This is a genomic window from Anaerobiospirillum sp. NML120511, from assembly GCF_023050955.1.
Taxonomy (GTDB): Bacteria; Pseudomonadota; Gammaproteobacteria; order Enterobacterales; family Succinivibrionaceae; genus Anaerobiospirillum.
Window position 1 is genome coordinate 20,089 of record NZ_JALKIK010000011.1, and the last position, 16,383, is coordinate 36,471.

Annotated in this window: 5 protein-coding genes; all 5 read left to right on the forward strand. The window is 56.2% G+C overall.

The window, feature by feature from the left end; all coding sequences use genetic code 11:
* The first annotated feature begins 754 nt into the window (after positions 1-754).
* Positions 755-5,719 carry a hypothetical protein gene (locus tag MXE39_RS04795; RefSeq protein ID WP_246978373.1) on the forward strand — a complete coding sequence of 1,655 codons (4,965 nt, stop codon included), beginning with the start codon at positions 755-757 and terminating at the stop codon, positions 5,717-5,719.
* A gap of 1,552 nt (positions 5,720-7,271) precedes the next feature.
* A complete protein-coding gene (locus MXE39_RS04800) occupies positions 7,272-8,276 on the forward strand; it encodes an AzlC family ABC transporter permease (protein ID WP_246978374.1) in 1,005 nt (334 codons plus the stop codon).
* Between the two features lie 756 nt (positions 8,277-9,032).
* Positions 9,033-9,347 (forward strand): AzlD domain-containing protein, encoded by a 315-nt coding sequence (locus MXE39_RS04805; protein WP_246978376.1) that lies wholly within the window; start codon positions 9,033-9,035, stop codon positions 9,345-9,347.
* 1,826 nt (positions 9,348-11,173) lie between these two features.
* Positions 11,174-12,241, forward strand: coding sequence for an AzlC family ABC transporter permease (locus MXE39_RS04810; protein WP_246978377.1), 1,068 nt, complete (start codon positions 11,174-11,176; stop codon positions 12,239-12,241).
* 3,365 nt (positions 12,242-15,606) lie between these two features.
* Positions 15,607-15,882 (forward strand): HU family DNA-binding protein, encoded by a 276-nt coding sequence (locus MXE39_RS04815; RefSeq protein ID WP_246978379.1) that lies wholly within the window; start codon positions 15,607-15,609, stop codon positions 15,880-15,882.
* The last annotated feature ends 501 nt before the right edge of the window (positions 15,883-16,383 follow it).

Sequence of the window (16,383 nt, forward strand, 5' to 3'; positions counted from 1 at the left end):
GCCTTATGGTCCTGAGGCCCCTTATGGCTCCGGACCTGACAGCCAGGACTTTCATGATCACTGCACATCAGAGTATTTGCAGCCGCCAGGCCCTGATGCCATCCCAGGCACTGGCAGCAGCATGCCTTGCCCTGACATGCACTGCGGTCAAATGCGCCCTGAAACGCAGGCAGCTTCAGATAGAGCTCAATGGCCTCACGCTGCCTGCCCGAGCGGGCCAGAGCTCCATGGTCCGGCCGGCTCTGTTATCACTGACAATGCTGCCGCCTGTGACCATGGCGCCAACCTTGACCATGGCGCAGCACGTGGTCATGGCACAGCCTGTAGCCATGAAGCCAGGTTGCAAGGCTGTACATGGGAGCCTGAGTGCTCTGATGACTGTGCCAGTAATACCTCTAACAGCGCTGCATGGGACTATGCAGGGTTTGATGTTAATGGCCGTTCCTGTCATAACAGCAAAGGCACAGACAGTTATCAGGCTTGTGGCACTGGCCGCCCTGCTTCTGACAGCCATGATGCCTCTGCCAGTCGCACTGATTCTTTTGGCTCCCCTCATGCTGGCCACCAGACTCATGTCCATGGCGCTGCTGACCGATTGGCCAGTGACAGTTCCTGTAACGCTCCTTGCTGTGCAGGTAACGGCTCTGTGACAGCCACCAGCCATTACAGCCCGGCTAAAGGCTGCCAGGGCAGCAGCGCCCGAGCCCGGGCCTTGCCTTTCCGTGAGGGAGCTGACAGGGCGCAGCCGACCGCTTTGGCGGGCGCGTATCCTGTTACCATGGAGGGCATATGCGACCGTACAGACAGCGCACGCACTGCCAGTGGCTGGCCAGTTGAGCTGAGCGCCTTTGATCCTTTAATGCCTCCGGTTAAGAGCACCTTCTACAAGTGGAACCCGCAGTCCTTCCATGCCCTGTATGCACCGCCCCGCTTTGCTGTCTCACTAAAGCACAGAACCGAGCCTGACAGCTCATCTGAGCACACCATGGCCATCCCAACTGGCAAACGTATACCCCGCTCGTCACTGAAAAAGCTCCGTCCCAATGCCGCCGCCTCCCGCATCAAAAATGCCGGCCTCATGGCCTGTGCCCGGAATAATGATCAGCTCGAGCCAGGTGATCAGCTCACTGATAAGCTCAATCAGGTCAGCTCAGTTTCCTGCAGCGCTGACAGTCACAGCGCGCATCCGGCCACCCCGTCGATAATCGCAGTCGACCAGCTTTCAGCTGAACACACCTCCAGCACACCGGAGCTACCCCCAGATAACAGGCTTAATATTACTCAGGGCAGCTCCAGTGCCAACAGCACCTCTGTAACTCCCGATCAGCTCATGCCCGGCGCAGCCCCAGGAGCCGGGAAGCTGTCCGTACCACCGCATGCTGCTGCAAATGGTGCTGACAGTGTCGCGCAAGTAAGGTCCTCTACAGGCTCTGCTGCCCGGTCCAGTGCTGGCCCCGCCTCTGAATGCAAGTCCATAGCAGACTCTGAGTACGACTATGGTATTTCCCATACACCTGACTCACTATATGAGGGCAGTGATGACACTCTTTCTGAGGGCAGTGATGACACTCTTTCTGAGGGCAGTGCTGACGAGCTTTATGATCCACACGCTGACGCCCTTTGTGCCTCCTGCGCCGCCTCTCTGTCTGAAGGACTTCATGGCGGCTCTGGCAGCACCTCTGATGTCCGGTTCATGGCAGGCACTGCTGTCAGGTCAGGTGAAGGAGTCAGGCCGCAGGGCACCAGCACAGCTTATGGCCACCAGGACGCACAGTCCTGTGACTGTGGAGCCCATGGCGTTCAGCATGGCTCTGCAGATGCAGTCGGCGTCAGCACTGGCTCATGGCAAGCGGCCGGGGCTGACGCGACAGCTGCCGTGACCGGGTGCGGGGCCGGAGCTGCCATGGCCTTAAGGCCGGGCATGAACAGCACGGCCGATGATGAGGACATACTGCATTACAGTATGAGGGCCAGCAATTCTGAAAACCTGCAGGTCAGCCGCAGAGGCATACACCGCTATCGTGTTCTGAGCACACAGAGCATGATGGACATCATCAACTCTGAGGTCATGCTCATTAAAAGACTGATGCAGACTACTGATGAGGAAAACAGGCGCTTTATCGATCCCATGGTCAGAGCCATGGTGGAAATTGGCTCAAGCATGCCCAATTCAGCCTGGTATCACTGCGCCATGTTTATGGGCATAGTGCAGCACAGTGTTAATGTGGCTCTGTACAGTGTCAGTTACTATGCCTGGCGTCTGCGCGCCTCGACTTTAATGGCCCCTGAATATGCCTCAGGCAGGCTGCGCAGTCCCTTTGTATATCCTCCAGCACGACGAAGAGCCATTATTGACTCCAAGGCACGTCTGTACGCCTCCCTGCTCACCCGTTTGCCTGAGGAGCAGGCTGTTGAAGCCCTGCCACAGCTGGCCTGCACCTGTAGCTGCCCTGTGCCCCACCATGAGAACGGTGAGCGCTGGCAGGACGGCACCTTTATTGCCCGGGCCCTGCAGGCTGGTCTGTCGGCCGCCGCCCGTGGTCTGTCTCTAAAACAGCCTGAGCAGGCCATTCTGTCTGTAATCTCCTCATCAGCCCTGTCAGCCCGTAACAAGGCCCGCCTGCGTAGCCAGCACACGGCCGGCTCACAGCGCCACCCATACTGTGCCCCGGCTCCTGTCTCAGGCTCTGGTGCTGCCCCTTTCCCGGGCGCCGCCTCAGTCCCAGCAGCAGGCGCTGCCCCATGGCCAGGCTCTGGCGCAGGCCCAGCCTGCACCAGTCACGCTCATGCAGCTCCATGGTCCCCAGCAGCTGCAGGGGACTCTTTGGCCGTCACAGCTGGTGCAGCCCGTGCGGGCGGCCAGGGACGCTCTGCCCTGCGGCAGGGCAATGGCGCTGGCTGCGCTCCGGCGGCTGCAGCGGCCAGCTTATGGGCCGCTCAGAGCCGTAAGCTGGCCCTGAACTCCGGCGGGCACTGGGCCCTGGCAGCAGCCTCTGTCTGGAGCGGTGAGGCTGCTGATACTGTTGAGGTGGCTGATGCCCGCGCTTTCTGGCACCCGCTGTATAACAGCGCTCTGCCGGAAAGCTCCTATATGCCTGAGAATATCGCCACCTGGTATGGCCTTGATCTCTTTGAGCGGGCCCGTATCTGTGAGCTTATTTTTCTTACTCCGGCCTCAGGTGAGCACCTTGGGCTCTGCCGGGGACCTGCTCACACCAGAAGTGACTGGGCCTCAGGCGCTCACAGTCAGGCCTTTACCCAGGAGGCACAGCCTTACCATGAGGGCCGCGCCCCGGGCACTTATGCCCGGGCTCAAAACCGGACCGGCAACGGGGCTGGTGGACCAGGTGCTCGATGGCCGGGTACCGGCATCACTGGTGCCGGTGGCCCGGGCCTGACGGGCCGGAGCGAGGCTGTGGGCATGAGAGCTGATGGCAGCTGTGTTACCAGTCTGTGGGACCTGTTTGTAAGGCAGAGCATTGCCCAGATAGACCTTGATGTGGTGCATCATAAAGCTGACAAAAGGCCCTGGAAAGTACCTCCTTACAATAAGCGCAGCAAGCTGCGCAAAGGCCAGATCTTCATGCTCTTTGAAGCACGCATGCGCGCCCGGGGCCGCCTGTCTGAGCGTCAGATAAATATTGCCCTGCTGTCGGCCGTGCTGCTAAATGGCTTTTTGCATGACCTTGCCAAGGTGGATCTGCAGGTATTAATCACTGCTGAAAACGGCAGGCAGTATCAGGGCCTGACCTCAGGTATGACACTGCAGGAATTTGCGCAGATAAACGGCAGCCCCTGGCTGTATATGCGCCGCTGCAAAACAGCCCGTCCAGGCTGGCGCCGCCGTCGCCGCCGTGACAAGACCAGGTGGCGTCCCATGAACCACTGTGATGTCGGACACATGCACTGCATTGATATGCTTAAGCGCCTGTGCCCTGAGACTTTGTGGCTGGTAAATCAGGCCATGGATTTATACCGCTTTGACCGCAAGTGGTCAGGTCTCGATCGCATTACTAAATGTTACGACCATACCACTGACACCAGATATGCCCGCCGCCACTCAAAGCGCTGGGACTACCATATCAGAACCCTGATTCATGAGTATGTGCTGATGCGCACCCGCGCCCTTATCATGGTCAGCTCTGAGCTGCGCAGATGCACATCTGCCATGGCGCAGCTGCAGGGCGCCCGCGCCGACCTGCTTGGTCGCCTTGCAGCCGCCTCCGCCCATGCAGCTGCCGCTGACGCAGCCGCCGGCGCCTGTTCAGGCACGGGAGCCGGTCCAGCCGCAGGTACAGCTGCCGCCCCGGGCTGTGCAGCCAGGGGCCCTGAGAGAATACCGGGCAGGCCGGCAATGCGTGGCATGCTGAACACGAGCGGCATGCAGGCCATGCAGGGCACGGAGGGCGTCAAAGCCACAGGCAGCCGGGCTGAGCTCAATGGCCATGGGCGTGACAGTGGTCCATGGGAGCACTGCGTGCATATCAGGCGTGAGCTTAAGGCCGTGGAGAGGGAGCTGCAGCGCTGGAGGCAGGCCATGAGCATCTTTGAGCGCAGTGCCCAGGTGCTTACGGTTAACAAGGGCAGCTCCGATATCTTTATCAGGGGGCGTAATGTGCTGCTGCGCACTGGCAGTGCTGCCATGTACAGCCTGTTAAATACCATGTATGAGTTTATCTACGGCCCGTCCTTTGTCAGCCACTGCTCTGAGTGCTCCAGCATGAAAAAGGCCCTCGTGGAAATGAATCTGCAAAGCTACCGTCTGCTGGTCTACAGCAAAATCAAACGCTATGTGGTGGCGGCTCAGGATGAAATCACAGTACTGCAGGGCTACACTATCTCATCAGCCGGCCTCAACTACGGCCACAATGCCAGCTGGTACATCATTTCATCGCGTATGGATCAGTACTCAATGAGTGATGAGGACATACTGCAGAGCATATGCTCCAAACTTGCAGCCTACGGCATAAGACGTAAGGGCAATATTATCCACACGCCCCCAGGTCAGGCCCAGCGCCTGCTGCAGGCCTGGAGATTTGGCTGCGATCCCGAGGCCCTGGTCGCCAGAAACGAGGCCACAGCCTCAGCCGCAGCGGCCACCGGGGCTGACTCAGAAGCACCTCCCGGCACAGCATGCCCTGCAGCCCAGGCGGCCCCGGCAGACCATGCACCTCCGGCAGATCATGCAGATCCGGATGACTGTGTAGCAGATGCAGACCCGGCAGTACTTGCAGACTGTGCAGCTCCGGCACAGGCAGCTGACACCGCAGCTCCGGCACAGACAGCGGGGCGTGCCCATGCAGAGAACCCAGGAGGGGCGCACAGCCCTGTCCTTAAGGTCAGCAGCAGCGCAGCCCCAGGCAGGCTCTCAGGCCGCGACCGTACAGCGGCCGCTGTAAGCACTGGTGCCTCCCACTTTAAAGGTGCAGTGCCCGTCGCTGCAGAAGACAGTGACAGAGCTGTGCGTTCAGGTCAGGCAATCAGGCCCCATGGCGCCGTCCAGGGTGCTGCCGGGCCGGCTCCGGCTGTCAACAGCTCCCCGGCTGCGCCTGCAGGCAGCAGCGCCGCCCCTGCAGCCGGTACTGCAAGGGCTGCTGCATCGGCAACAGCCTCTGGCGGTGAGTTAAGCTTTGATGACAGTGGCATACCATCTTTTATCGATGATATCTGTCCTGATGATGAGTTTGACTCCGAGGGCCTGTGGACAGTGGTGGAGTAAAGCAAGGCCCGGGGCAGCACGTAAGTAATGGCAAGTCATGATCAGCACAGCCCGGCCATGCCAGCACATGCTGCCAGAGTCCCCTGCCGGGCAGTAAGGCAACCTGGTACAGCCCTGCAGAGCCCCTGATATGATATTGCCCTGCAGTGCCATATCTGTAAGCACCCGGCCACCAGACAGGGCCCGACTGTCATGGCTGCCTCGGCCAGTCATGGATCCTCCTACTGTCCAGTATGTCCTGCAGTTACGCCGGTAAAGGCATGCTCTGCTGTCTTTGAAGGTCACTTTTGCTCAATCTGCCCTCTGGCACAATGCAAGGCGCACCGTCTGGCCAGTACCGGGCAACATGGACGTCCTGCCCTGTAAGCTCATTGCAGGCAGTGCCGCCTGATGGTGCCGTAACCTGGACCGGGGCGCATGGCCCGAGAATGGCCGCATGGCTCGTTGGCCAGGAGATGGCATCATGGCCAGAGACTGGCAGCATGTCGGTATGGCTGCATGGCCGCATGGGCAGAGATGAGTCTGACCTGCTGACTGTCACTTATTCAGGCAGGCTCTGCTGTCAGCAGTGGTCCTGACCGCAGGCATCTGATGCGTAACCTGTATCCATGGCCGGGGCCGGGGGCTTTTGTGTATCCATGACAAGGGCCCTGGGTCGCTATGGGCCGGGCCTTATGCACAGCTTTGAGGCAAAGGCGTCCATTGCGGAGCATTTGAGCCGGGAGCGTGCACCTGGATGGCCCTTTGACTGGTCTGCAAAGCACTTTGTGCCTATACTTGCTCTACAAGGCAGGATCACCCGATCCTGCCTTAAGTTTATTTATGGATCTGTAACCTTTGCCCTCCCATTATGGATATGGCACCTGGTTTCTTTCCTGATCCTCAAATTCCCCTGATTTGTCTCCTGGCACCTGCGCCCTGTAATCAGGCAAGCGCAGGCCATCATGCCGCTGCAGCAGGCCGGCAGCGCTCTGCCGCGCCAAAGCACCCAGGCACAGCGCTGCGCGCTGCGCACATCCCGGCCCTGCCCAGCCCGGCACTGTCAGGGCTATGCCAATGGCCCGTGAACGGGACCGTGTCTGTGGTACGCAGGCAGCAGTCTCACAAGCTGCGGGTTGAAAAGCGCTGGCCTGACAGTGCCCCATAGCTGCTCATAACCCCACGGCCCAATGGCCCCATGGCCCTGAGGCCAGGGCAAAAGCTCAGGGCCCGGAGCACAGTGCAGCAAGGCTGCAGACATACCAGCACCGTGGCCAACAATGGCCACGGCCGGCTCACGTCCCTGCCAGGCTGTGGCAAAGCAGCAGCTTCGTGCTCTTTGAGCACTCAATGGGGCTGAGCATTTCCAGCTTCCGGTGCTGCCGGCAGCTGCCAGGTGCTGCCTTTACTGAGCTGTGCTGCCATGCCGGGCCTTGCTGAGGGCAGATCTGACGTGCCGTGCTGCCGGGCATAGTGCCGGTAACAGGGCATGGGGAAAGTGGATTTTGGGATTATGGGTACAGTGCTGCACAGTGCAGGTCGCACAGTGCATGTCTGACTGACAGGAGTTTATATGTTCTCTGAGTTCCGCCGTGGCTATTACACAGCTTTGCCGCTTATGCTGGGCTTTGTGCCTCTGGGCATGATTCTGGGTGCCCAGGCAAGTCAGGTAGGCCAGTCGGCTCTTACTACCTTTCTCATGTCAGCCATTAACCTTGCAGGTGGCAGTGAGTTTGCCGCCCTTGGTCTGTGGTCCTCTGCCCCGCCGGTGCTGATGATTGCCTTTACCACCTTCCTTATCAACTCCCGTCACATTGTCATGGGTGTTACCTTTGCCCCTTATATGAAGGATCAGAAAGGCTTTCGTCTGTACTTTGGTCACTTTCTGATGGTAGATGAGTCCTGGGCTCTGGACATGCAGGACATTCAGCGTCGCTCTCTTGAGGGCAAAGGCTTTTCCTACGGCTTTCACATAGGCTGTGGTGTTGGTCTGTGGATGGCCTGGGCCTTCAGCTGTTTTGCCGGCGGTATTCTGGGCAACAGCTTTGGTGATCTGTCCCGCTATGGCTTTATGGCAGCACTGCCAGCTACCTTTATTGCCCTTGCCATTGCCATGCGTCCCAGAATTCTCCCTGATATCAGGGCCCGCCTTGGCACCAGTGCCGGTGCGGCCCTGACATATGCCCCGGTAACGGCAAGCTTTTTGGGTGCCGGTCTGACCTCAGTATATGGCAATCCTCATTACTGTGTCGGTGCAGGCATTGTCTGTGGTCTGATCACAGCTTTTATCTGCCAGCTCATTAAAGAAAAGCTTAAAATAACACCCCCTGAGGGCGACACCTCCCTGAGCGCTGCCATGCCGTCCCCGCCAAGCAGTACGACTCAGGATGCCACCGCTGCGGCTGCACAGGCTCAGTCAGCCCATTCAGCCCAGTCGGCATCTGCTCCGGACAACAGCATTGCAACTGATACCAGTATCCCAGAGTCAAACAGGGTGAGCGCCAGCCAGGCTGACAGCACAACTTCCCGACCGGCTCCTGGTTCAGAGGAGAGCATTGCCGGCCCTGCGCTTAAGTAGGCTTATGATCCCAGGGATAATACCCTTGCGCACGGCCTGACCTGCAGGTCAGGCCCATAGCCGCTCCTCTGAGCTACAGTTCCTGTCTTGCAGTAACCTTGCAGGACCTGCGGACTGATGTCATGGTCAGCTCAGCCCCGATAATGAAACCATGCACAGAGAGGGCTCAGCCCTGCACAGTATGCTCCTGCCCTGAGCAGTGCAGACTGACTGTGCTCAGGACAGCAATGCTTATGCAGCTTCAGGCTCTTATCTGAAGTAACAGTGATGCAATAGCCAGCAGCTTACATATGGCTGCATCCGGCATGCTTAAATCAAGGTGAATCCATAAGCTTGCACATGGGTGCATCCAGCAGCCTGTACCAGGCTGCCAGCCATGCCGGGACCAGACACCAGTATTGAGCAAAGAATTAAGTAATGTCCTCCTTGCGGTATGCCTGACCGGGACGGGCCAAAGCGTCCGGGGCGGGCGCTGACAGGAATATCAGGTCGAAGACCTGCTGCCATTACGGCATAATACCTGATGGCAACTTGCCTGTCGGCCTCTGGCTGGAGTGCATATGACCGGACGGCATCTGCCCGGAAGCTTAAGGGCCTTCCTGGCAATACTGCACAGGGGACAGTCGGCTCAATAACAGCCATACTTACGCTTTACAGAATATTAAGGCGCGCAGCACGCCAGGGATAACCTCCAGGGTGCCCGAAGAGTGAAAAATCAGTTGCTGCGCGCGAACAGATGAATAAAAGGACAATGTCATGAGCTCTGTTTTTGCTTTGCCAAATATCTACGAAATGATTACCATTCTGGCCATGGCTACCGCCACCTACTCAACCCGCATCATGGGCTTTTTGTGGCTGCGCAAACGCACTCTCAGTGCCCGCGCCCGTGCCGTGCTTGACTCCAGCCCATGCTGTGTAATGGTAAGCGTGGCCGCTCCTGCCTTTATGACCACTGACTGGAAGATGCTGACCACTCTTTTTGTGGCTCTGGTCATGTCCTTTAAATTCAACCTGGGCATTACTATCTGCGCCAGTGTGGCTTTACTTGCCCTTTTACAGAACTTTATGTAACCAGGCAATACCTCGCAACGGCAAAGGCCCATGCCAGTCATGACAGCTCAAGCCCTGTTATGACAGGCTGTAGCCGGCTATGACGGTGCACACCTGGCCATATCAGACCAGGCCTTTAACTACAGGCCATATCAGGCCATACAGGGCAACCGCGCAAAAACACGCTGCGCTATTGCCTGCCATCATCCTGTGCAGCAGGGTGCAGTTTCTGATGGGCCAGCATGACTGATAACATGCCTGCTGTACTGACAGCAGTGTCTTATGAACAGGGGCTTACAGCCGGGCCTGCTGTTGACGGGCCGGCAAGCTGGAGAAATTGAGCGAGGCAGCATTGTAATGCCCTCTGGTTGCCCGAAGCAGCCGCATATGCAGCTGTATGGCTGTACCGGATAACAAACCCCCATAAGGGCAGCACCGCCAGCATGAGCTCATGACATGAGCTCCAGGCTGTGGACTCTGTGAGATAGCGGTTTGAGCTCGAGGCTGTTGATTCGGTGAGATAGTGGTATGAGCTCCAGGCTGTGGGTGCACAGTAAGAGCGTGGGAGCAGTTTGGCTGCACAGTGTCATGACTGGCCTGCTGAGGCAGCTTTTATTCAGGCAGGGTAACAGACAGTATGGATAATGACATTAAGGCAGGCGGGCAGGACAGTATCAAGGCGGGCCGCAGGCGGTGTTGAGCACAGGGCGTCAGGCGTGTATGTGGAAGCGGGTTATGGATGGGCCGGGTGCCTGTCATGTATATGGATGAGGGTTTGAGCCGTGACTGGGCTCCGAGGATGATGCATGGTGGGGCCGGGAGATTCTTTTGAGTGAAAGCTGATCAGATAATATTAGTGCCTTAAAGGAAATGCAGCGTGGTATTTATGACATGGTGCCCATTCTTATTACCATGTTGCCCTCTGTCATGATAATGAGAGGTAAGGCAGGCAGGTTGAGCTTGAGAGCCTCCCGGAGCTGCCAGGCACAGGGACAAATGGACAAAATCAATGCCCTGAGATGAGCTTTGGCGCTATACTTCATAACCCCAGTCTCAGGGTCAAGTCAGAGGCAGGACAGCAAGTGCCTGAATTTCTGGCCTCAACCTTTGCAGCGCTGTACCAGATTAGATTACATGCACCTTACCTGTCTGAGTAAGGCAGTGCTGCCATGCCTGAGAAGCAGGCATGCACCTTTTGCAAAGACCGATAATGTTAGAAAGCTCTCTGTTTGTAATTGCCCGACAGACTATTTGTTTCAGCTGCCTGGGTGCATGCCAGGATGCGACAGGATCATGCTGTGTGAATGCAAGCGTCCCTGGTCATACAAGCGTCGAGTACGTAGCCAGCTCATGGTATAAGCCCTGATATACGGCGTGAATATGCTTTACAGTGGCGTAACGATAATGCGGCATGAGCCGACTGAAATGTGGCATGTAGAGTATGCACTGTGCAGCCGGGCAGGAAAATATGCTCGAGGTCGTACAGAACAACAGGTCCGCAATAATACCTGCTGAGCTCCTGACGCAGTGACAGCTGAGCTTATGCGCAGGGCGGTAAAGGTGCTGAGCTTTGGCCACAGGGCCGAATGAATTCCTTAACTGTCCGGCCTGATGTCAGACTGGTCAGATATGATGCCTCAATGGCATGGCCCGGATGGCCTGCCTGCCCAGAGCTCAGGAGCCGGCTGCTGCAGAGCGGCTGCTGCAGATCCTTTAAATCATGAGCCATCAGCTCAGGAGCCTGCTGCTGCAGAGCATGCAGCTGATGATCCTTTGCTGCAGAGCATGCAGCTGATGTTCCTTAAGATGAAGAGCCTATGAGCCTTAACTTAGTTTGAGAGAAAGATGTGAGTAGAATTCAGGAAGAAATTCAGCATGCTCTGCTGGCTGTTGCCCCGCTGATGATGGGCCTTATTCCCCTGGCCCTGATTCTGGGTGCCCAGGCAAGTCATGTAGGACAGTCACCCCTTACCACCATGCTCATGACCGGCCTTAATGTTGCCGGCGGCAGTGAGTTTGCTGCTCTGGGTCTGTGGTCAGCGGCTCCTCCCATTATCATGATTGCCTTTACCACCTTTCTGATTAACTCCCGTCACATTGTGCTGAGCATGGCTCTGGCTCCTTACGTGCGTGAGCAGAAAGGCTGGCGCATTGGCCTGCTCTACTTTTTCATGGTAGATGAGGTATGGGCGCTTAACATGCAGGACCTCAACCGCCGCGCTCAGCGCGGTGAGGGCTTTTCCTTTGCCTTTTACATGACTCTTGGAATCAGCCTGTGGCTTGCCTGGGTGCTCTCAGCATTTATTGGCTGCATCATAGGCTCAAGCTTTGGCGATCTCTCCTCTTTTGGCTTTACCGCTGCCCTGCCTGCTACCTTTATTGCCCTGGCTGTAGCCATGCGTCCGCGTGCCCGTCTGCGTACCCTGAATCTGATTGCCTATGTTCCCATTGCCGCAAGCTTCACGGCTTCTGCTTTAACCGAGCTGTATGGCAACAGTAATTACTGTGTGGGAGCCGGTATCAGTGCCGGTGTCATCACTGCCCTCGTTATCCAGCTGCTGCGCGAGCGCGCTCAGGGCCAGCACCCGGCACCGCCCTCACCACCGGCATCAGGCGTGACCTCAGGGTCAGCCTCAGACGTCGCCAGTGCGCCGGCCAGGGCCCAGACAGCTGCAGGCGCAAGTGCAGGTGCGGGTGCAGAGACATCCTCACCATGCGCCGCGACCGTTGCCTCACTGGATGCAGACACTAAGGCTGAGGATGCCCAGGATAACAGCTCGCATAAGTACGGCACCGCTCAGGCTGTTGCCTCAGAGGCCGAGGCCAATGAAGCTGCTGAGCAGCTTGCACCTGCTGCCGGTCATGCAGCACGCGCTTTAGATGAGACAACAGCTGCTGATGCAGGTGCTAAATAAAGCCTTTGTATGGAATATGAGTCTGAAGACGGCGCAGGCCGGGGATGCCATAGTGCTGGCAGACGCTCAGCTTTGTCAGAAGGCGCGGGCGCAGATGAAGCTGCAGCAGCAGATGCAGCAGCTGCCGACATGAGGGGGTGACTGAGCATCTGATGCTGGTGCTCAGTAAGTGCCTGAGGTGGGTACTTATGCTGACATGCATTACCCGGCTGCAAGCTCTGATGTTTGCGGTCATACCTGTTCAGGTAGCTGAGTGAAGAGCAGACGGAGCTGAATGCCTAAAACAGGGCGGGCTCTGTGCAGAAGGGCAGTAAATTACGGTTTATCTGAACTGATGGTCGTTGGGAGGATGTTGGGCTGGCGGGACAGGGCAGACTGTTGGAGCTGGCGGGAAAGGACGGGATAACAGAAATGCAGTCACTCCTGGGCTTATGTGATTTTACACACATTTTTTATTTTTCGTGCGTAACTAAAATTGACGTTTCCACAAGTATTTTCATTTGACAAATTGACATCAGATTTTGTGTAAGCAGACTGTCCCAGTGTCTGATAAAAGTGATAAAACCTTATCAACATGGCATTTTGCTGTGTAATAGCATGATCTGTGGCTGAACATTTAATTTGACTGGAATGCCATTGCTAACGGTCATAACGACAGTCGTGAGTACATGCCGGGCGCCAAAAATCCTCTCAGGTCTTAACTCGCTCCTGAAAACTTATAAAATCAAACAATCAACAGTTTATTGTTTGTCTGTCTGTTTGTGCCTGACGTTACGAAACACGTTTTTCGCCCTCAGGTCCTGCAGTAAACACAGGCGGAGAGGTTTTCGTTTCAGGTTCTGCTGCAGTCCAGTCTGTACAACTGTCAGCGTTAGGGAGTCTGAGCGGGGGCCCCTCTTATACTCCAGGCCCAGGGGGCGGGCGCAAACAGTTCTAAGACAGCTGATTCCTGCTCACAAATTACCAGGCAGTTGTACAGCTCATCATTAAAAACACCTTTGAATCAACAGCAAGGGCCACGCCCGGCTGCAGCTGCCTTTGTCCTGGGCAGCTATATTAGAGCAGCACGGCTAAAAAGGCATGTCTCAGTCAGAATGCCCTGACTTTATGTAAGTACATGCCCTTGCAGGGCCATGTCCCTGTCAGGGAGCTGGCCCTGCAAGGGCTCTGTACCTGGCGGGATTCTGTCCAGGTAAGAGCTCTGCCCCTTCCAGAATTAATATCAGCTCGGTCAACAGCCGCCATAAGGCTGCGCTTTACCTGTCCCTGTAACCAGGTAACGGCGTACGGTGCGCCTGCCCACAGCCCTGCACAGTAAAACTGTGAAGCTGACATGCAGCAAACCAGTTAAGCCCCTTTGCCTTACAGGGGAAGAGCTCAATGACTGTGCCCTTATGTGCATGGTCTTAGCAAAATCAGACAGTCACAGACCAGCCTGATCAGACAATCCTTTACTTTACCCGTCAGGCACAGCTGACGGAGTTGCCTTTAAAGTGCTCACTGCCACCTGCTCACAGCAGCAGGTTACAAAAGTTCCTGTCCCGACTCTGTTCCCGCCCGTTATCTACGCTCAGTCATGAGGCAGCTCATTCCCCTGCATTCTTTCCTCCATGCCGCCCTCATAAAGCTATGACATGCCTGTCCCGGCATTCCCGGCATACACATCATGGCAGCGCATGCACGGCATTGCTCCGCATAGCATAGCTACCAGCTCAAGGCTGCTCCTTGCGTGCCCTGGCTACTGTTAAGTGGTAAACGGCTACTGTTGAGTGGCAACGCGGAGTGGTGACTTGCGACTGTTGAGTGAGCTTATGCAAGCCTTCCACTAACAATGTCTGCCGTTTTCAAGCCGTTCTCACCTTTACTCATGCGAGCATGGCGAGTGACAGGGAGCAATCCCCGGCCGCACAAGTGACCGCCCTCTGCAGAGCTGTGATCTGTCCGGCTTGCTGTGATGGGAGTTGCAGTGCACTGGGAGTTTCTTGCTTAAGATTAATTTGGGCTGATGGATGTGCCTGATTCAGCTTTGATGTGTCCTGGCTGACCTGTCTTTTATTCCAGTGATGCCAGTTCTTCTGAGCAGTCAGCTGCTGCTGGGGGTGATGCGTAAGGCGGCCTGTGGGGGCGGTTTTGACCTGTTATGGGGCTTGAGCCTCGCTATGGTGCAAAAACCATTAGGCGGGCCTGCCTCATGGTTCACTGCAGGACGATACTGTGGGCCTGATTTCGTACTGCAGATCCTGTCATATGGCACTCAAAACGTCCTTATCCGGCCCCGGATCAGGCCCTTTTAATGCTATTTACCAGGGCCCTGCCAGTATTGAGTTTCAGGCATGTATATCACATTGTACAACTTGCTCTGAGTTCAAAGTCTGTATCCTGGAAAGCCCCGTGGACATGCTTTCCATAGATACAGACTTTTAAAGGGGCTTGACTAGTGATAATTCACGGCGCAATGCGGGTTTGAGCGCAGATAAAAACCCCTGTGAGATCGCAATTCGGCATGCTTTAACAACAAAAGTTGCGAGGCAGATCCCGCTTTTGGGATCACGTTTGAGGTTTTTGATTCCAGTTGTGCATAATGTTTTTGACGCTGGCCTGAGCCTTATGCAGCGTGCCTGTGGTCCGAGGGCGGTCTTTGTACTCAAGGCTGCGCCTGAGCAGCCAAAACGATTTGTCTGGAGGACGGTCATGTCCTTGCAGCCTGCTCTGTAAGCTGCACCAGTTCATAGTGAAGTATCCCCGGGTCCTGCCATGGTACTGTCGCACTGACAGCATGCCCTCTGGCAGCTGGAGGGCCTGTTCCCGGTTTAAGGCGCATGGCATGAGCTATGTTAAGGCGCCCCTGATTTTCAGTTTTGTTCCTGAAGTCAGGTCATGCAGTACTTTCTTTCCTGATTTTTAATGCGCTGCTACAACAGAGCTGTCAGCACAGTGAGCCCCGTCAGGGGCCTGGAACAGCTGGTACTGTTAAGCATTCCCTGTATTTCTTAAGCATCCCTGCAGCCTGCCCCAAAGGCAGACTACGCCATATCCTGATTAATGCCCCTGCTGTCTGTCTAAAACATTACACCAGCAGTGCAGCTGCAATTTGAGTTGGCCTTCCGTGCAAGGACAGTCAGCAAGAGCTGATGAGACTTAATAGCTACGGGGCTCTGCCCTCAGTCATCACAAGGAGAAGATGAAAGGGGCAGAAAATACCTGAACTGACTTTGCAGGTTCAGGTCTGAAGTGGTTTCACCGGTCCCTTTGTCTGAAGGTAAATGCCTGCCTGACCAGAACAGCCATTTTATTTTCCGCTGGTCATAGGCTTTTGCTCACTGAACTCAAGGACCTGTTTTTTGTCTTTCCCAGGAGTGTGTCACGTGAATAAAAGTGAATTAGTAGCCCGAGTAGCCGCCAAGTCCGGTCTGTCCAACACTGCCTCACACAGTGCTGTTAACGCCTTTATGGAGTCTGTCAAGGATGCCTTAGCCAGTGGCGACAATGTAACCCTCATCGGTTTTGGTACTTTTGAGGTACGCGATCGCGCTGCCCGTACCGCCCGTAATCCACGTACCCGCGAAGAGATTACTATTCCGGCTTCCAAGCTCCCAGCATTCCGTGCCGGAAAGACCTTCAAGGCCCAGGTTAACGAATAAGACAGTTACGGCAACGTACCTCAGGTACGCCGCTTAACTGCCGGCGTCTGTCCGGGCACCATACGGTGTCCGGTCAGACGCCTTATTTTTGCCTGCCGCCGCAACCGCCACTGAAGCCCATCAATCAATTGCTTCTTCGGTTCATCAACCTGCAGGGCACACCATAAGTTAATCAATCTTCAGGGCGATCCCTCAGCTTGCCAATCTGCTGGGCACTCCATCAGTTCATCAGTCTGCAGGGCGATCCCTCAGCTTACCAGTCTGCAGGGCACACCATCAGCTCATCAATCAATCGCTCATCCAGCCAGAAATCGATCAAGTCGGCCCTCCCACTGCAAAACTCTGCTTTATAAAGCCCATCCCTCCTTTTAAAATCTGCCCGGCATCTGCTCTTGTCCTTGTCCGCCAACTCATGTGCCACGGCCCCTATGTGCAAAGTCCATGGCGCAGGCCTGATAAGCAGGCGAGCCCCGCAGTCAGCTGTCTTAAATAACCAATGGT

Coding starts and splice junctions, on each gene's coding strand:
- MXE39_RS04800 (WP_246978374.1), top strand. CDS start 7,272: ATGTTCTCTGAGTTCCGCCGTGGCTATTACACAGCTTTGCCGCTTATG.
- MXE39_RS04805 (WP_246978376.1), top strand. CDS start 9,033: ATGAGCTCTGTTTTTGCTTTGCCAAATATCTACGAAATGATTACCATT.